The 17,104-nt window shown below is 72.5% G+C and carries 16 protein-coding genes and 1 pseudogene; 13 read left to right on the forward strand and 4 right to left on the reverse strand.

The genetic code is table 11. The annotated features are described in order from the left end of the window. The 4 genes and pseudogenes from Tsedi_RS00005 to Tsedi_RS00020 form a co-directional block, all read left to right on the forward strand. Window positions 1-248, forward strand: a pseudogene (locus tag Tsedi_RS00005) (NADH:ubiquinone oxidoreductase subunit N); the annotation flags it as partial. Between the two features lie 19 nt (window positions 249-267). After that, window positions 268-567 (forward strand): DUF2818 family protein, encoded by a 300-nt coding sequence (locus Tsedi_RS00010; RefSeq protein WP_143892347.1) that lies wholly within the window; start codon window positions 268-270, stop codon window positions 565-567. 4 nt (window positions 568-571) lie between these two features. Beyond that, a complete protein-coding gene (locus Tsedi_RS00015) occupies window positions 572-1,186 on the forward strand; it encodes an NUDIX domain-containing protein (protein ID WP_143892348.1) in 615 nt (204 codons plus the stop codon). Continuing rightward, window positions 1,183-1,614 (forward strand): DUF1178 family protein, encoded by a 432-nt coding sequence (locus Tsedi_RS00020; RefSeq protein ID WP_143892350.1) that lies wholly within the window; start codon window positions 1,183-1,185, stop codon window positions 1,612-1,614. Before Tsedi_RS00015 ends, Tsedi_RS00020 begins: the two co-directional genes overlap by 4 nt. 27 nt (window positions 1,615-1,641) lie before the next feature. Here Tsedi_RS00020 and Tsedi_RS00025 read toward each other — a convergent pair whose 3' ends face one another. After that, window positions 1,642-2,946 carry a Glu/Leu/Phe/Val family dehydrogenase gene (locus Tsedi_RS00025; protein ID WP_143892352.1) on the reverse strand — a complete coding sequence of 435 codons (1,305 nt, stop codon included), beginning with the start codon at window positions 2,944-2,946 and terminating at the stop codon, window positions 1,642-1,644. 154 nt (window positions 2,947-3,100) lie between these two features. Here Tsedi_RS00025 and Tsedi_RS00030 point away from each other — a divergent pair, with 154 nt between their 5' ends. Both Tsedi_RS00030 and Tsedi_RS00035 read left to right on the forward strand, forming a co-directional pair. Further along, window positions 3,101-3,799 carry a CoA pyrophosphatase gene (locus tag Tsedi_RS00030; protein ID WP_143892354.1) on the forward strand — a complete coding sequence of 233 codons (699 nt, stop codon included), beginning with the start codon at window positions 3,101-3,103 and terminating at the stop codon, window positions 3,797-3,799. Continuing rightward, window positions 3,796-4,719 (forward strand): CobD/CbiB family protein, encoded by a 924-nt coding sequence (locus Tsedi_RS00035; RefSeq protein WP_143892356.1) that lies wholly within the window; start codon window positions 3,796-3,798, stop codon window positions 4,717-4,719. Before Tsedi_RS00030 ends, Tsedi_RS00035 begins: the two co-directional genes overlap by 4 nt. A gap of 21 nt (window positions 4,720-4,740) precedes the next feature. On the opposite strand, the gene rsgA is transcribed toward Tsedi_RS00035, so the two are convergent. Continuing rightward, window positions 4,741-5,691, reverse strand: a complete 951-nt coding sequence (gene rsgA, locus Tsedi_RS00040) for a ribosome small subunit-dependent GTPase A (RefSeq protein WP_143892358.1) — start codon at window positions 5,689-5,691, stop codon at window positions 4,741-4,743. Next, complete coding sequence (locus tag Tsedi_RS00045; RefSeq protein ID WP_143892360.1) at window positions 5,688-6,980, reverse strand: M48 family metallopeptidase; 1,293 nt, start codon at window positions 6,978-6,980, stop codon at window positions 5,688-5,690. Before Tsedi_RS00045 ends, rsgA begins: the two co-directional genes overlap by 4 nt. A gap of 64 nt (window positions 6,981-7,044) precedes the next feature. Here Tsedi_RS00045 and orn point away from each other — a divergent pair, with 64 nt between their 5' ends. The 4 genes from orn to Tsedi_RS00065 all read left to right on the forward strand — a co-directional run bounded on the left by orn (window position 7,045) and on the right by Tsedi_RS00065 (window position 11,865). Further along, a complete protein-coding gene (gene orn, locus Tsedi_RS00050; RefSeq protein WP_143892362.1) occupies window positions 7,045-7,647 on the forward strand; it encodes an oligoribonuclease in 603 nt (200 codons plus the stop codon). A gap of 100 nt (window positions 7,648-7,747) precedes the next feature. Next, a complete protein-coding gene (locus Tsedi_RS00055; protein ID WP_143892364.1) occupies window positions 7,748-9,358 on the forward strand; it encodes an inorganic phosphate transporter in 1,611 nt (536 codons plus the stop codon). 143 nt (window positions 9,359-9,501) lie between these two features. Further along, entirely contained in the window at window positions 9,502-10,911 is a 1,410-nt protein-coding gene (locus Tsedi_RS00060) for a DEAD/DEAH box helicase (protein ID WP_143892366.1), read from the forward strand. A gap of 84 nt (window positions 10,912-10,995) precedes the next feature. After that, complete coding sequence (locus Tsedi_RS00065; RefSeq protein ID WP_143892368.1) at window positions 10,996-11,865, forward strand: alpha/beta hydrolase; 870 nt, start codon at window positions 10,996-10,998, stop codon at window positions 11,863-11,865. A 21-nt stretch (window positions 11,866-11,886) separates the two neighbouring features. Here Tsedi_RS00065 and Tsedi_RS00070 read toward each other — a convergent pair whose 3' ends face one another. Continuing rightward, window positions 11,887-12,864 (reverse strand): GMP reductase, encoded by a 978-nt coding sequence (locus Tsedi_RS00070; protein WP_143892370.1) that lies wholly within the window; start codon window positions 12,862-12,864, stop codon window positions 11,887-11,889. A gap of 122 nt (window positions 12,865-12,986) precedes the next feature. Here Tsedi_RS00070 and Tsedi_RS00075 point away from each other — a divergent pair, with 122 nt between their 5' ends. From Tsedi_RS00075 to Tsedi_RS00085, 3 genes are read left to right on the forward strand one after another with little or no spacing between them, the layout of a single operon-like run. Beyond that, the gene (locus Tsedi_RS00075; protein ID WP_143892372.1) at window positions 12,987-13,850 is read left to right on the forward strand and encodes a motility protein A; all 864 of its coding nucleotides are present in this window, start codon (window positions 12,987-12,989) and stop codon (window positions 13,848-13,850) included. A gap of 6 nt (window positions 13,851-13,856) precedes the next feature. Next, a complete protein-coding gene (locus Tsedi_RS00080; protein WP_143892374.1) occupies window positions 13,857-14,717 on the forward strand; it encodes an OmpA/MotB family protein in 861 nt (286 codons plus the stop codon). Window positions 14,718-14,759: 42 nt separating this feature from the next. Then, entirely contained in the window at window positions 14,760-17,099 is a 2,340-nt protein-coding gene (locus Tsedi_RS00085) for a UvrD-helicase domain-containing protein (protein WP_143892377.1), read from the forward strand. The last annotated feature ends 5 nt before the right edge of the window (window positions 17,100-17,104 follow it).

Below are 17,104 nucleotides of genomic sequence, written 5' to 3' on the forward strand. Positions count from 1 at the left end.
CTGCCGGCGGCGGCCAGCATGTCGGGTTGGCGGTGTTCGCGGTGCTGGCCTCGCTGGTGGCGGCGTTCTACTACATTCGCCTGATCAAGGTGATGTATTTCGACGCCCCGGCGCAGACGGCGCCGATCGAGGCGCCGCTGGAGGTGCGCGCGGTGCTGTCGGTCAACGGCGCGCTGGTGCTGGCGCTGGGCCTGCTGCCGGGCGGGTTGATGACGCTGTGCGTGCAGGCGGTGCGCGCGGTTTTCTGAGGCCGGCTACACTGTCGGGATGAGTCTGCAAGGGGCCGTCTGGCTGGTCATCGCGCTGGCGCTGGTGGGCGCCAACCTGCCGTTCCTCAACCAGCGCTGGCTGGCGCTGCTGCCGGCGCGCGGCGGCGTCAAGCCGCTGTGGGGGCGGCTGGTGGAGCTGGTGCTGCTGTATTTCGCGGTGGGCGCCGCGGCCTTGGCGCTGGAGGCGCACCTCGGCCAGATCTATCCGCAGCGCTGGGAGTTCTACGCCATCACGGCGGCGATGTTCGCGACGCTGGCGTTTCCCGGCTTCGTCTGGCGTTACCTGGTGCGGCGCTGAAACCGTGCACTTCGATCCGCAACCCGACCATCTGGTGGAGACGCCGCTGCGGCAGGAGACACTGTGGCGGGGCGCGTTCCTGACGCTGCACCGCGACGAGGTGCGGCTGCCGGACGGCGGCACGGCGCGGCGCGTCTACCTGCACCATCCCGGCGCCGTGATGGTGGTGCCGATGCTGGACGACGGCCGGCTGGTGCTGGAGCGCCAGTACCGCTACGCGGTGCGGCGCGCCTTCGTCGAGTTCCCGGCCGGCAAGCGTGATCCGCACGAAGGCGGCTGGACGTGCGCGGCGCGCGAGCTGCGCGAGGAGACGGGCTACCAGGCCGACGAATGGGCGCGGGCCGGTGTGCTGCATCCGTGCATCGGCTATGCGGACGAGGAGATCGAGATCTGGTTCGCGCGCGGCCTGCGCCACGGCGCGCGCACATTGGACGAGGGCGAGTTCCTCGACGTGCTGGCGCTGTCGCCGCGCGAGCTGCTGCAGGCGGTGGCGCGCGGCGACGTCACCGACGGCAAGACGCTGGCCGGTCTGCTGTGGTGGCAGAACGTCGCCGCGGGCGACTTCACGCTCGACTGGCGCCCGGCGGCGCACTGGCAGCGGGGGGAGAGGGGCGCATGAAGGTGCTCGACCTCGCCTGCGCCCATGGGCACGTGTTCGAGGGCTGGTTCGCCTCCGAGGACGACTACCAGGACCAGCGCGCGCGTGGCCTGGTGGAGTGTCCGGTGTGCGGCGACCGTGCCATCGACAAGCGCCTCAGCGCCCCTTACGTGCAGACGCGCCGCGCGGCTGAGCCGGCCTGCGCGCCGCCTTCGGACGCCGCCGCGCAGGCCGACATGCTGCGGCGCCTGCGCGCCTGGGTGCGCGGGGCGGAGGACGTCGGCGAGCGGTTCGCCGCCGAGGCGCGCGCGATGCACGAGGGGCAGGCGCCGGTGCGCCGCATCCGCGGACGCGCCACCCTGCCCGAGGCGGTCGAGCTGTGGGAGGAGGGCATCCCGGTGCTGCCGCTGTCCGACACCCCGCTGCTGGACGACCAGGCCCTGCACTGACCGCCCGGCGGCGTTCGGGCCGGTTTCTCAGGGGTAGAGCCCGCGCAGGTCGCGCGCGCGCAGGATGCGCTCGCAGGCGACGATGAAGGTGGCGGTGCGCAGCGTCACGCCCTTGTCGTCGGCGACCTGCCAGACGGCATCCAGCGCGCCCTTCATGATCGCCACCAGCCGCTCGTTGATCTCCTGTTCGCTCCAGAAGAAGCTGGAGAAGTCCTGCACCCACTCGAAGTAGCTGACCGTCACGCCGCCGGCGTTGGCGATGACATCCGGCACCACCAGCACGCCGCGCTCGGTCAGGATGTCGTCGGCGGCCGGCGTGGTCGGGCCGTTGGCGCCTTCGATGATCAGGCGCGCCTGGATGCGGCCGGCGTTGGCTTCGGTGATCTGCTGCTCCAGCGCCGCCGGGATCAGGATGTCGCACGGCGTGTCCCAGAAGGCGTCGCGCGCCAGCGGCTCGGCGCCGGCGAAGTCGGCCACGCTGCCGGTGGCCTTGGCGTGGCGCAGCAGCGCCGGGATGTCCAGCCCCGCCTCGCGGTAGACGCAGCCGGCGTGGTCCTGCACCGCCACCACGCGCGCGCCGGCCTCGGCGAACAGCCGCGCCGCGATGCCGCCGACGTTGCCGAAGCCCTGCACCGCCACGCGCGCGCCGGCCACGTGCAGCCCGATGCGCCGCGCCGCTTCCGCGCCGACGGTGAAGACGCCGCGGCCGGTCGCCTCGTGGCGGCCCAGCGAGCCGCCGAGGCTGATCGGCTTGCCGGTGACCACGCCGGTGGCGGTCTCGCCGACGTTCATCGAATAGGTGTCCATCATCCACGCCATGACGCGCTCGTTGGTGTTGACGTCGGGGGCGGGGATGTCCTTGGTCGGGCCGATGATGAGCCCGATCTCGCTGGTGTAGCGCCGCGTCAGACGCTCCAGTTCGGGCAGCGAGAGCCGCCGGGGGTCGACGCGGATGCCGCCCTTGGCGCCGCCGAACGGCACGTTGACGGCGGCGTTCTTGATCGACATCCACGCCGCCAGCGCCATCACCTCCGACAGCGTGACGTCCTGGTGGTAGCGCACGCCGCCCTTGCCGGGGCCGCGCGAGGTGTTGTGCTGCACGCGGTAACCCTCGAAGTGGGCGATGGTGCCGTCATCGAGCTGGATCGGTACGTCGACGATCAGGATGCGCTTGGGACGCTTGAGGGTTTCGACCCAGCGCGCCAGGCTGCCGAGGTAGGGGGTGACGCGGTCGACCTGCTGCAGAAAGATGCCCCACGGGCCGAGCCGGTCATGGTCGAGGTAGGAGGGCAGGGCGTGGCGGGTGGCCGCGCCGTGAAGGGTGTCGCTCATGGCAGACCCTCGAGGGTGGTTGGACATGGCCGCCAGCTTAGCGGGCCGGGCCGCGCCTGTCCAAGGCCGGTGCGCGATGAAGTCATGCACCGGCCGCATGGGCGCGCGCGGGTGCGCGGCTGCGGCGCTACCATGCGCGCATGGAGGCCGAGCGATGACCGCGCCGACGTTCGATCCGCGCCAGGTGCCGGTGCGCGCGGTCGACGCGCATCTGCCGCGCGTGCCGGTGGAGCGGCTTGATCCGGCGCGGCTGCGCGCCTGGTTCGCCGATCCGCCGCCGTGGGAGCCGGAGCTGCGTGCCGAGCCGCGCTGGGTGGACGCGCCGCTGCGTCCGGCGGCGGTGCTGGTGCCGCTGGTGTGGCGCGCCACGCCGCAGGTGCTGCTGACGCAGCGCCCGCTGCACCTGCCCACGCACGGGGGACAAATCGCCTTTCCGGGCGGCAAGCTGGATCCGGCCGACGGGGGCGACCCGGTGCGCTGCGCGCTGCGCGAGGCGGCCGAGGAGGTTGGCCTGCAGCCACCGTGGGCCGAGCCGCTGGGCACGCTGCCCCCCTACCGCACCGGCTCGGGCTTCGAGATCACGCCGGTGGTGGCGCTGGTGCAGCCGGCCGGGCCGTGGCGCGCCGATCCGCGCGAGGTGGCCGACGTCTTCGAGGTGCCGTTGGCGTTCCTGATGAACCCGCGTCACCATCGCCACCACGAGCTGGAGCTGCATGGCGTGCGCCGCCACTGGCTGTCCATGCCCTATCGCGACGGTGTCACCGAGCGCTTCATCTGGGGCGCCACCGCGGGCATGCTGCGCAACGTCTACCGGTTTTTGCTCGCCGCCAGCACCGCTATGATGCAGCCATGACGCTGTTTGCGCTGCTGCTGACGTTGCTGATCGACCAGGCTTGGCGCCCCGGCGTCGGCGTGCAGCGGATCCTGGCACTGGATGCGTGGGCGCAGTGGGTGCGCCGGCAGCTCGACGCCGGTCAGGCTGCGCACGGCTGGCTGGTCTGGGCGGTGGCGGTCGGCGTGCCGGTGCTGCTGGCCTGGGCGGTGCACCTGCTGCTGTGGCAGGTGCAGGGGCTGCTGGCGTTCGCCTGGCACGTGGCGGTGCTGGTGGCGACACTGGGGTTCCGGCACTTCAGCCTGCCGTTCACCGCCATCCGGCTGGCGCTGGAAGGAGGGGACGAGGCGCGTGCGCGCGCCCTCTACGCCGAGTGGCGCGGGGTCGGCGCCGTGGACTGGCCGCGCGAGGAGCTGCTGCGGCGCCTGCTCGCGCACGCGGCGCTGGACGCGCACCGGCACGTGCTCGGGGTGGCGGTGGCCTACGTGCTGCTGGCCGCGCTGGGCCTGGGTCCGGCCGGGGCGGTGCTGTACCGCCTGGCGCAACAGCTGGCGCAGCGCTGGGGCGGCGAGGGTGGGATGGCGGGCGATCCCGTCAGTCCGGCGGTGGCGCAGGCCGCCACCCGCGGCTGGCACGTGGTCGACGCCCTGCCGGCGCGCGCCACGGCGCTGGCCTTTGCGGTGGTGGGGCATTTCGAGGACGTGCTGGAGCGCTGGCGCGCCCAGGCCGGCGCGTGGACCGAGGCAAGCGACACGTTGCTGCTGGCCGCGACCGAGGGGGCCGTCCATGTGCGCCTGCTGCCGGCGCAGGAGGTCACGGCGGCCGACGGCCTGATGGAGCCGCAGCTGAGCCACCTGGCCGCGCTGGTCGGGCTGGTGTGGCGCAGCGTCGTGTTCGGGCTGCTGCTGCTGGGGCTGGCGCTGCTGGTGCGGCTGTTTTGATGCCGGCAGGCCGCGGCGCGCTCACGTCCGTCCGGGCCCCTGCGCCGCCAGCAGTTCCTCGTACAGCGCGACGTAGAGCTGCCAGCGCCGTGGCGACAGCGGCCCGTGCGGCTGCAGCGCGGCGCGCACCGCGCAGCCCGGCTCCTGCCGGTGCGTGCAGTCGAGAAAGCGGCAACCGCCCAGGTGGGCGGCGAGGTCCGGCATCAGGGCCGCCAGCCGTCGCGGATCCAGATGGTGCAGGCCAAAGGCGTGAAACCCCGGCGAGTCGATCAGCGCCTCGCGCCGCGCCGCATCCAGCCAGTACCAGGTGGTGTGGGTGGTGGTATGACGGCCGGTGCCCAGCGCCCGCGAGATGGCTTGCGTCTGCGCCTGAGCGCCCGGCACCAGCCGGTTGATCAGCGTACTCTTGCCCACGCCCGAGGCCCCCATCACCAGGGTGACGCGTCCCTGCAGGTGCGGCCGCAGGGCCGCCAGACCGTGGTCGTCCGGGTCGGTCAGCGCCAGTGGCAGCACCGTCTCGCCCATGGCGCGGTAGGGCTCCAACCGCCGCCACGCTTCGTCGAAGGCCGGCTGCACATCGCGCTTGTTGAGTGCCACCAGCGGGGCGATGCCGGCGTCGCGCGCCGCGATCAGCGCGCGCGCCAGCTGCTCCTCGGAAAACACCGGTTCGGCCGCCAGCAGCACCAGCACCTGGTCGACGTTGGCGGCGAAGACCTTGGTGCGCAGCTCGTCCTGCCGGCGCAGGACGTTGCGCCGCGGCATCACGTCCTCGATCACGCCAGCGTCGCCGCTGGTCTGCCAGCGCACGCGGTCGCCGACCACCGTCTCGTGGCGCTTGCCGCGCGGGTGGCACAGGGTGCGCGCGCCGCCGTCGTGTTCAACCAGCAGATGGCGCCCGTAGGCGGCCACCACCAGCCCTTCGCGCAGCGCGGCGCCCGCGTGATCGGCCGGTTCACGGGGGCGACGTCTCATGCCGGTGCCGTCGAGGCCTGCAGCCGCTGCAGGTGGCGCAGCCGTTGCAGCAGTGCAGGATGGGTGTGGAAGAAGCGCGCGTACCAGGGGTCCGGCGCGGGGGTGGCGGCGTTGTCACGGTGCAGCGCCAGCAGCGCCTCGCGCAGCGCCGCGGCGCTGGTCAGCCGCGCCGCGAAGGCGTCGGCCGCGTACTCGTCGCGGCGTGACAGCGCCGCCGCCAGCGGCGCGACGAACAGGCCGGCCAGCGGTATCACGATGAAGAACAGGACCAGCGCCAGCGCCGCGTTGCCCCCACCCAGCGTGGGTGTGACCCCGAGGCCGAAATAGAACCACGGCTGCTGCGCCAGCCAGCCCAGCAGGGCCCAGGCCGCGGCGCTGGCGGCGGCCAGCCAGGCCAGCCGGCGCGGGATGTGGCCGAGCCGCGCGTGGCCCAGCTCGTGCGCCAGCACCGCCTCCAGCTGCGGCGCCGACAGCTGCTGCAGCAGCGTGTCGAACAACACCACCCGCTTGGCCGCGCCCAGCCCCGTGAAGTAGGCGTTGGCGTGCGCGCTGCGGCGGCTGCCGTCCATCACGTACAGGCCGTCGGACCGCAAACCGCAGCGTTGCAGCAGGGCCTCCAGCCGGGCGCGCAGCGCCGGGTCGGCCACCGGCTCGAAGCGGTTGAACCAGGGGGCGATCCAGCGCGGCACCGCCACCATCAACGCCAGGCTGAAGGCCATCCAGACGGCCCAAGCCCACAGCCACCACCACGCACCGGCCCGCTCCATCAGCGTCAGCAGCAGCGCCAGCAGCGGCAGGCCGAGCGCCGCGGCCAGCAGCGCGCCCTTGGCGCCGTCGGTCAACCACAGCGCCAGCGTCGTGCGGTTGAAGCCGAAGCGCTGCTCCAGCCGGAAGGTGCGCCACCAGGCCAGCGGCAGCTCCAGCAGCGCGCCCAGCGCGAAGAAGGCCGCCACCAGACCCACCTGCTGCGGCAGACCCTCTCCCAGCCAGCCGCGCAGCGCTCGGTCCAGCGCCTCCAGGCCACCCAGCAGCGTCCAGCCGGTGACCAGCGCGGCCTGCAGCAGTGCCTCCCCCATCGCCAGGCGCGCGCGCGCCAGCGCGTAGTCGACCGCGCGGCGCTGCGCGGCCTCGTCGACGCAGCCGGCCAGTTCAGGCGGCACCTGTCCTCGCTGCCTGGCCAGGTGCCGCATCTGGCGGCCCAGCAGCCACAGACGCAACGCCAGCTGTGCCAGCAGCACGGCGGCGAACACCAGGCTGAACAGCAGGGCGGAAGGCAGGGAGGACGCCATTGGCCCGCTAGTCTAGTGCAAGGCCGTGGCCGCTGCCGGCGCGCGCATCGGCGACAATGGCGGCATGAACGACGCCGCCCGCCTGCCCGAGACGCTGGACACCGAAGCGCTGACGCTGCCGCGCAGCGACCTGAACCTGGTCTGGATCGACTGCGAGATGACCGGTCTGGATCCGGAGCGTGACCGCCTGCTGGAGATCGCGGTCATCGTCACCGGCCCCCATCTCGAGCCCCGCATCGAGGGGCCGGTGCTGGTGATCCACCAGGACGACGCGGTGCTGGAGGCGATGGACAGCTGGAACAAGGGCACGCACGGCAGGAGCGGCCTGATCGACAAGGTGCGCGCCAGCACGCTGACCGAGGCCCAGGCCGAGGACATCCTGCTCGACTTCATCGCCCGCTACGTGCCGAAGAACGGCTCGCCGATGTGCGGCAACAGCATCGGGCAGGACCGGCGCTTCCTGGTGCGCTACATGCCGCGGCTGGAGGCGTTCTTCCACTACCGCAACCTGGACGTCAGTACGCTGAAGGAGCTGGCCCGGCGCTGGCGCCCTGAGGTCTACAAGGCGTTTCAGAAGCAGCAGCGCCACACCGCGCTGGCGGACGTGCACGAGTCGATCGACGAGCTGGCGCACTACCGCCAGCACTTCCTGCGCCTGCAAGGCTGACGTCCCGCGCGGTGCCGTCCCCGCCCGCGGCGGCGCACCTCCGGGAGGGAAGGTTCGCCTTGCGGTATGCTCACGGTTTTTGTCAAAACCGTGACATGTCATGAGTGCCATCCTGACCCCCGTCACCCGCTCGGGGCGTGAGCGCATGCAACAGTCGCTGCGGCTGGCCGCCGCCGTCATGGCGCTGCTGGCCGCCGGCATCGCCGCCGCCGTCATGGTGCGCCCCACGCCGGGGCTGTCGACGCAGGCGCTCTGGTTCCTCGTCATCGCCGCCGCGGTGGGCCTTTACATGGCTATGAACATCGGCGCCAATGACGTGGCCAACAACATGGGCGCACCCGTAGGAGCGGGGGCGATCAGTCTGGGCGGCGCGATCGTGCTGGCGGCGATTTTCGAGGCCTTGGGCGCCATCATCGCCGGCGCCGATGTGGTCGGCACGATCAAGGGCGGCATCATCGACATGCGCGCCTTCGCCCAGCCCGAGCGCTTCACGTGGCTGATGCTGGCGGCGCTGCTGGCCGGGGCGCTGTGGCTGAACCTGGCCACCGTGCTGGGCGCGCCGGTGTCGACGACGCACTCGATCATCGGCGCGGTGGCCGGCGCGGGTATCGCCGCCGGCGGCTGGGGGGTGGTCAACTGGGGCACGATCAGCTCGATCGTGCTCAGCTGGGTGGTCTCGCCGCTGTTCGGTGGTGCCGTCGCGGCCGCCGTGCTCTACCTGAGCAAGCGGCTCATCACCTACCAGGCCGACATGCGGGCGGCCGCCGGCCGCCGCGTGCCGCTGCTGATCGCGGCGATGGTCTGGGCCACCGCCACCTACATGCTGCTCAAGGGCCTCAACAACGTGATGAAGATCTCGTTCGGTCAGGCGCTGCTGGCGGGCTTGGCGGTGGCGGTGGCGGCCTTCGTGTTGCTGCGCGGCCCGGTGGCGCGCCGCGCCGCCACGCTGCCCAGCACCAAGGAGGGCGTCAACGAGCTGTTCACCTGGCCGCTGGTGTTCGCCGCCGCGCTGCTGAGCTTTGCGCACGGCGCCAACGACGTGGCCAATGCGATCGGGCCGCTGGCGGCGATCTACGAGGCGGTGCTGCACGGCGCGGTGGTGGCCAAGGCGGTCACCCCGCTGTGGATCCTGGTGCTGGGCGCGCTGGGGCTGGCGGTGGGGCTGGCGCTCTATGGGGGCAGACTCATCCTCACGGTCGGCAAGGAGATCACCGAGCTGGACCGCATGCGCGCCTACGCCATCGCGATGGCGGCCACGATCACGGTCATCATCGCCTCGCAGCTGGGCATGCCGGTGTCGACCACGCACGTCTCGATCGGCGCGGTCTTTGGCGTAGGCTTCCTGCGCGAGCTGCTCAAGGTCAACTACGCCCGCATGGAGGCGGTGGTGCGCGCCGCGCACCAGGGCGAGGATCGCGAGATCGTCGAGGCTTACCTGCGCCGCTTCGAGGCCGCGCCGGTGCAGGAGAAAAAGCGCATGCTCGCCGAGATGAAGCAGCGTGCCAAGGCGATGGAGCGGCGTGGCGAGCTCCAGCCCGGCTGGTTCAGCAAGAAGGAGCGCAAGGCCTTCAAGAAGGCGTACAAGGAGGAAATCGTCAAGCGCTCGATGGTCATGCGCATCGTGGCGGCGTGGATCGTGACGGTGCCGGCGGCGGCGCTGCTGGCCGCGCTGGCCTACCGCGTGGTCGAGTGGCTGCTGCTGGCGGCGTAAGCGCGCGATCCGTGGCATAATTGGCGAAGCCGGCCTTGCTGGGCCGGCTTTTTCGTTGCATCTGCTGCTGGCGTGCCTGTGTGAGTGGGGTTTGCGTGGGGTGGTCGATGTGATGACCCTTGACCCTCGCAGGAGCTTTCCCCATGTCCCGTCTCGACCGTGAGGCCGCCGCCGGCGCGCCCGTTCACCTTCCTTCCTCGCTTTCGTTCGCCGATCTGGGCCTGGATGCCGCGCTGCTGCGCGCCGTCGCCGACCTCGGCTTCACCGCGCCGACGCCGGTGCAGCAGGCCGCCATCCCGGCCGCGCTGCCGCGGGATGGCGAGCTCTGGTCCGACCTGATGGTGTCCAGCCAGACCGGCAGCGGCAAGACCGCCGCCTACCTGCTGCCGCTGCTGCACGCGCTGCTGACTGCCGCGCCGGCGGCGGGCGCTTCCCAGGGGGCGCGCCGCGGCGGGCGCTGGCAGCCGGCGCGGCCGGCCGCGCTGGTGCTGTGCCCCACGCGTGAACTGACCCAACAGGTGGCGGCCGACGCCATCGACCTGCTGCGCCACGCCCGCCGGCTGCGCGTCGCGGTGGTCGTCGGGGGGCTGCCGTACGCGCAGCAGCTGCAGCGTCTGCAGGGGGCCGATGTCGTCGTGGCCACGCCGGGGCGGCTGCTGGACCTGCAGCGCGGCGGCCACGTGCAGCTCGACGCCGTGCGTCATCTGGTCCTGGACGAGGCCGACCGCATGCTGGATCTCGGCTTCGCCGAGGATCTGGCGGCGATCCACGCCCTGACCGCGGCGCGCCGCCAGACGCTGATGTTCTCGGCGACGTTCGCGCCGCGCGTGCAGCAGCTGGCCGCCGGCATCATGCGCGAGGCGCGCCAGCTGACGCTGGCCACGCCGCAGCAGCGCCACGCGCACATCGAGCAGCGTCTGCACTGGTGCGACGACGCCGGCCACAAGCGCCGGCTGCTGGAGCACTGGCTGCGTGACGAGGCGCTGCAGCAGGCCATCGTGTTCGCCTGCACGCAGGTGGAGTGCGACGCGCTGGCCGAGGAACTGCAGCAGGCCGGCTTTGCGGCGGTGGCGCTGCACGGCGCGATGCCGCAGGCGGTGCGCCAGCGCCGGCTGCAGGCGCTGCGCGAGGGCCGGGTGCAGATCCTGGTGGCCACCGACGTGGCCGCGCGCGGCATCGACGTGCCCACCATCTCGCACGTGTTCAACTACGGCCTGCCGATGAAGGCGGAGGACTACGTGCACCGCATCGGCCGCACCGGCCGCGCCGGCCGCAGCGGGGTGGCGGTGACGATGGCCGAGCCGCGCGACCGCCGCCGCATCGCCGCCATCGAGGCGCTGCGGCGCGAGCCGATCCCCGAGCACACCGTGGCCGGTCTGGAGCCGCGCCAGCGCCCGCAGCCGCACGGCCGCGGCGCCTCCGGCCGCCCGGGCGGCCGCGGTCGCCCGGGCGGTGGGGGCTGGCGCAACGGCGGCCCCGGCGCGGCGCGCCGCCTCGAGGGGGCCGGCCACCGCGCTGGCGGCACCCCGCCGCGCCGTCACGCGCCGCGCTGACGCGGCGGCGACCGCGGCGCCGGGGGTGCCCGCGCGCCGTTGTGCGATGATGCGCGCCGACGCAACCCGCACAGGATAGGCGCGATGGCACGCTGGCGAGGCGATTGGCTGGATCGCATGTACGACGCACGCGCGGCGGTGCCGCAGCACCCGCTGCACCTGGCGCGCTGGGCCGAGGCCTCGGAGGACGCGCGCGCGGCGCACCCGTGCGTGCTGGACGTGCCGTACGGCGATGATCCGAGCGAGCGGCTGGACGTGTTTCCCGCCGACGAACCGGGTGCGCCGGCGGTGGTGTTCATTCACGGCGGCTACTGGCGCGCGCTGGACAAGGCCGACCACTCGTTCCTGGCAGTGCCGTTCCGCAACGCCGGCGCCTGCGTGTTCGTCCCGAACTACGCCCTGTGTCCGGCGGTGACGATCCCGGACATCGTGCTGCAGCTGGTGCGCGCGCTGGCGTGGATCCACCGCCACGCGGCGGACTACGGCGCCGACGGCCGGCGGCTGACGGTGGTCGGGCATTCGGCCGGCGCTCACCTGGCGGCGATGATGCTGGCGTGCCGCTGGCGTGCGTGGGATCCGGCGCTGCCGCCGCACCTGGTGCGCGGGGTGATGGCGATCTCCGGCCTGTTCGACCTGGAGCCGCTGATGCACGCGCCGTTCATCCGCGACACGCTGCGGCTGACGCCCGAGGACGTGGCGCGCGCCAGCCCGGCCTGGCTGCCCCCGCCGCGCCACGGCCGCGCGTTCGTGGTCGTCGGCGCCGAGGAAAGCGATGAGTTCCGCCGCCAGACGCAGCTGCTGCGCCGGGTGTGGGGCGAGCGCGCCGTGCCGGTGTGCGAGACCATCCCCGGCTGCCAGCACTTCAGCGTGCTGGAGGAACTCAGCCTGCCCGGCACGCGCGTGCACCAGCTGGCCATGACGCTGGTGTTCGGTCCGCGCGGCCACCGCGCCTGACGGCGCGGGCCGCCCGCCGCCTCACATCAGCAGGTGCTCGCCGGCGTTGTTGACGCCCAGGATCACGTAGTTGACGCGGCGGATGTCCATCAGCTGGGTGCCGCCGGCGTAGCTGATCGAGCTCTGCAGATCCTCCTGCATCTCGCGCAGCGTGTCCGCCAGCCGGCCCTTGATCGGCTCCAGGATGCGCTTGCCCTCGACGTGGCGCCGTTCGCCCTTGTTGAAGTCCGAGGCCGAGCCGTAGTACTCCTTGTACAGCCGGCCGTCGACCTCCACCGTCTGGCCGGGGGATTCCTCGTGGCCGGCGAACAGCGAGCCGATCATCACCATCGTGGCGCCGAAGCGGATGCTCTTGGCGATGTCGCCGTGCTCGCGGATGCCGCCGTCGGCGATGATCGGCTTGGTGGCCACGCGCGCGCACCACTTCAGCGCCGACAGCTGCCAGCCGCCGGTGCCGAAACCCGTCTTCATGCGCGTGATGCACACCTTGCCCGGGCCGATGCCGACCTTGGTGGCGTCCGCCCCCCAGTGCTCCAGGTCGATCACCGCCTCGGGCGTGCCGATGTTGCCGGCGATGACGAAGCTGCCCGGCAGCCGCTCCTTCAGCAGCGCGATCATGCGCTGCACGCTGTCGGCGTGGCCGTGCGCGATGTCGATCGTCACGTACTCCGGCACCAGGCCCTCGGCCGCCAGCCGCTGCACGGTCTCGACGTCGGCCGGCTTGACGCCCAGTGAGATCGAGGCGTACAGCCCGCGTTCATGCATGCGGCGCACGAAGGCGACGTTGTCCACGTCGAAGCGGTGCATCACGTAGAAGTAGCCGTTGGCCGCCAGCCAGCGCGCGATCGGCTCGCTGATGACCGTCTTCATGTTGGCCGGCACCACCGGCAGGCGGAAGCGCCGCGGCCCGAAGGTCACGCTGGTGTCGCACTGCGAGCGGCTTTCCACGCGGCACTTGCGCGGCAGCAGCAGGACGTGGTCGTAGTCGAAGATTTCCATGGCGGCGGACACAAAAAACCGGGCTGGCGGACGCCGGCCCGGTGGCCGATTCTAGTCCGCCGGTGCTAGCATCGGGAGACTCGTTTCCGGCTCCCTTGGCGTTCCAGGCCGTCCGTCGCCGCATGAATCCCTCCACCCTGATCGGCATGATCGCCAGCGTCGCGCTGCTGGCGGTGCTCATCTTCTTCGCCGCCGACGATCCATGGCTGTTCGTCGACCTGCCGGGGCTGGGCATCGTGCTGGTCGGCACGATGGCCGCCACCTTCCTCAGCTACCCGATGAAGGAGGTGCTGCGCGTCTTCGGCCTGATCCGCATCGTGATGCGCAACGAGCGCCTCTACACCCAGCGCGACATCGAGGAGCTGGTCGACATCTCGCGCCTGTGGATGCGCGACGACCCGGTGGCGGTGGAGCGCGCGCTGCCACGCGTCAACAACCCGTTCCTGCGCACCGGCGTGCAGCTGGTCATCGACCGCATCCCGGAAGAGGACATCCTCGACCTGCTGCAGTGGCGCATCTCGCGCATGAAGGCCAAGGAGGCCGCCGAGGCGCAGCTGTTCCGCGTCATGGCCAGCTACGCGCCGGCGTTCGGCATGATCGGCACGCTGGTCGGGCTGATCAACCTGATGGACGTGGTGGCCAGTGGCGATCTGGTCGTCATCGGCCGGCATCTGGCGGTGGCGCTGATGACGACGTTCTACGGCATCCTGCTGGCCAACCTGGTCTTCAAGCCGGTGGCGGTCAAGCTCGAGCGCCGCACCGAGCAGCGCGTCGTGCTGATGAACATGGTGCTGCAGGGCATCTCGATGATGTGCGCCAAGCGCAGCCCGTCGCTGATGCGCGAGACGCTGAACTCCTTCGTCGCGCACGTCGACGACGAGATCCATGACCAGGGCAGCGCCCCCGCGGGTGGCAACGGCGCGGCGAGGTCAGCGGGGCGTGCGGGCGCGCCGGCCAACGGTGGTGCCCGCCCGCCGCAGGGGTGAGCCGCCATGCCCGAGCCCGCCAGCCCCCTGTCCGCCGCCGCGCGCGCCGGCTTCGGCGCGCCGCCGGCGCCGGCGGCGCCGGCGCGCGTCAGCCCGCTGCAGCGCGGGCGCTTCCAGCGCTGGCACGCCGATCCCGATCCGCCGCAGGAGGAGGAGACCTGGCTGCTGACCTACCTGGACGTGATGACGCTGCTGCTGGTGATGCTGGTGGTGATGCTGGCGTTTTCCGAGCCCATCACCCGCAAGCCGCCGCTGGGGCGTCCCCAGGCTCAGGGGCAGGGCGCCACCCCCAGCGGGCAACCGCTGCCGGGGGGAGGCGGCAGCATCGTGCCGCCGCTGGGTCTGCCGGCGCCGTCGCCCGGCCCCGGCGAGCACCCCGTGGAGCGCCGTGCCGAGGCCGCCGCGCCGCAGCCCGGCGCCACCGAGGCACCGAAAGCCGAGCCGGCGCCGGTGCCGATCGACGAGGAGGTGATGTTCCTGCGCCGCGACGACGGGCTGATCTTCCGCATCCCGTCGGAGGTGCTGTTCGCCGCCGGCGAGGCCGAGCTCACCGCTGCCGGCAAGGCGGTGATCGACCGCCTGCTGCCGGCGATCAACCGCCTCCCGGACTACACCGTGGTGGTGGAGGGCCACACCGACAACGTGCCGATCCAGACCCCGCGCTTCCCCTCGAACTGGGAGCTGTCGGCCGCGCGCGCCGGCAGCGTCGTGCGTCATCTGGAGGCGCGCGGCATCAACCCGACGCGCCTGCGCGCCACCGGCCTGGCCGACACGCGCCCGATCGCGGCCAACGACACGCCGGTCAACCGGGCACTGAACCGCCGCGTCGAGATCACGCTGGAGCCGCCGCTGCGGCCGGCGCGCTGACGGGGGCGGTGCTGCCGCCGGCCCGCGCCTACAATGCCGTGCATGAACGACGCCCTGGCCTGGCCGCGGGAGGATGGTGGCGCGCGTGCCGAAGCGGCCCTGACCCCGGATCATCCGCTGCTGCGCGGGCTCAACCCCGAGCAGCTGGCCGCCGTGACGCTGCCGCCGCAGCACGCGCTGGTGCTGGCCGGTGCCGGCTCCGGCAAGACGCGCGTGCTGACCACCCGCATCGCCTGGCTTCTGGCCACCGGGCAGGTCGGCCCGGGCGGCATCCTGGCCGTGACCTTCACCAACAAGGCCGCGCGCGAGATGCTGGCGCGCCTGACGGCGCTGCTGCCGCTGAACGTGCGCGGCATGTGGGTCGGCACCTTTCATGGTCTGTGCCACCGGCTGCTGCGCGCGCACCACGCCACCGTCGGTCTGCCGGCCACGTTCCAGATCCTGGACATGCAGGATCAGCTCGGCGCCATCAAGCGGTTGCTCAAGGGCCTTGGCATCGACGAGGAGCGGCTGGCGCCCAAGGAGCTGCAGGGTTTCATCAACGGGGCCAAGGAAGACGGCCTGCGCCCGCGCGACCTGGCGCCGCGCGATCCGGACGCACGGCTCAAGATCGAGCTCTACCAGCGCTACGAGGAGCAGTGCCAGCGCGAGGGCGTGGTGGACTTCGGCGAGCTGATGCTGCGCAGCTACGAGCTGCTGCGCGACCACCGGCCGCTGCGCCAGCATTATCAGCGGCGCTTCCGCCACATCCTGGTCGACGAGTTCCAGGATACCAACCGGCTGCAGTACGCCTGGCTCAAGCTGCTGGCCGGTGAGGTCGAGGACGGGCGTTTCGTGCCGTGCGGCAATGCCGTCATGGCGGTGGGCGACGACGACCAGAGCATCTACGCGTTCCGCGGTGCACGCGTGGGCAACATGGCCGACTTCGTGCGCGAGTTCGGCATCGAGGCGCCGATCAAACTCGAGCGCAACTACCGCAGCGTCGGCCACATCCTGCGCGCGGCCAATCACCTGATCGAGCACAACCGCCAGCGCCTGGGCAAGTCACTGCGGCCGCAGCGCGGCGAGGGCGAGCCGGTGCGCGTCATCGAGCTGCCCAGCGACTTCGAGGAGGCGCGCTGGGTGGTGGAGGAGATCGGCCAGCTGCTGCGCGACGGCGTGCCGGCGCGCGAGATCGCGGTGCTGTACCGCAGCAACGCGCAGAGCCGCGCGCTGGAGGGCGCGCTGTTCCAGGCCGGCGTGCCGTACCGCGTCTGGGGCGGGCTGCGCTTCTTCGAGCGCGCCGAGATCAAGCACGCGCTGGCTTACCTGCGGCTGCTGGACAACCCGCGCGACGACACGAGCTTCCTGCGCGTGGTCAACTTTCCGCCGCGCGGCATCGGCGCGCGCACGCTGGAGCAGCTGCAGCAGGCCGCACGCGAGGCCGGCTGTGCGCTGGCCGATGCGGTCACGCTGGTGGGCGGCCGGGGTGGGGCGGCGCTGACGGCGTTCGTCGCGCGGCTGGACGTGATGCGCGAGCGCTGCGCCGGATTGACGCTGGGTGACATCGTGCGCACGGTGCTGGACGACAGCGGGCTGCTGGCGCACTACCGCGCCGAGCGCGACGGCGCCGAGCGCATCGAGAACCTGGAGGAGCTGGTGGCCGCCGCGCACGCCTTCGTGCAGCAGGAGGGGCTGGGCGAGGCCGCGGCGGATCCCGATGGCCTGACCGTCAGCCCGCTGGTGGCGTTCCTGACCCATGCGGCGCTGGAGTCGGGCGACCACCAGGCACAGGCCGGCCAGGACGCCGTGCAGCTGATGACCGTGCACGCCGCCAAGGGGCTGGAGTTCGACGCCGTCTTCATCACCGGGCTGGAGGAGGGGCTGTTTCCGCACGAGAACAGCCTGACCGCGCATGACGGGCTGGAGGAGGAGCGCCGGCTGATGTACGTGGCCATCACGCGCGCGCGCCAGCGCCTGACTCTGACGTGGGCACAGACGCGCATGCTGCATGGCAGTACGCGCTACCACATTCCGAGCCGCTTTCTCGACGAGCTGCCGGCCGACAGCCTGCAGTGGCTGAGCCCGCCGCGGGGGCGCGGCGCCGGCTGGGGGGTGCCGCAGCCGGCCTGGGGCCGCAGCGCGCTGGGGCAGGGCGACGACGCACGTCCGGCGGCGCTGGCGGGTCTGCCGCCCGCGGCCGTTGCCACCCCCGAAGCGCCGGTGAGCGCCGCCGGCGCCGCCATCCGCGCCGGGATGACCGTGTTCCACCCCAAGTTCGGCGAAGGGCAGGTGCTGGCGGTGGAAGGGCGCGGCGCGGACGCGCGCGCCCATGTGCACTTCCGCCGCCACGGCCCCAAGTGGCTGGCGCTGGCGGTGGCGCGGCTGACGCCGGTGGAGTGATGCAC

Source organism: Tepidimonas sediminis, from assembly GCF_007556605.1.
Classification (GTDB): Bacteria; Pseudomonadota; Gammaproteobacteria; order Burkholderiales; family Burkholderiaceae_C; genus Tepidimonas; species Tepidimonas sediminis.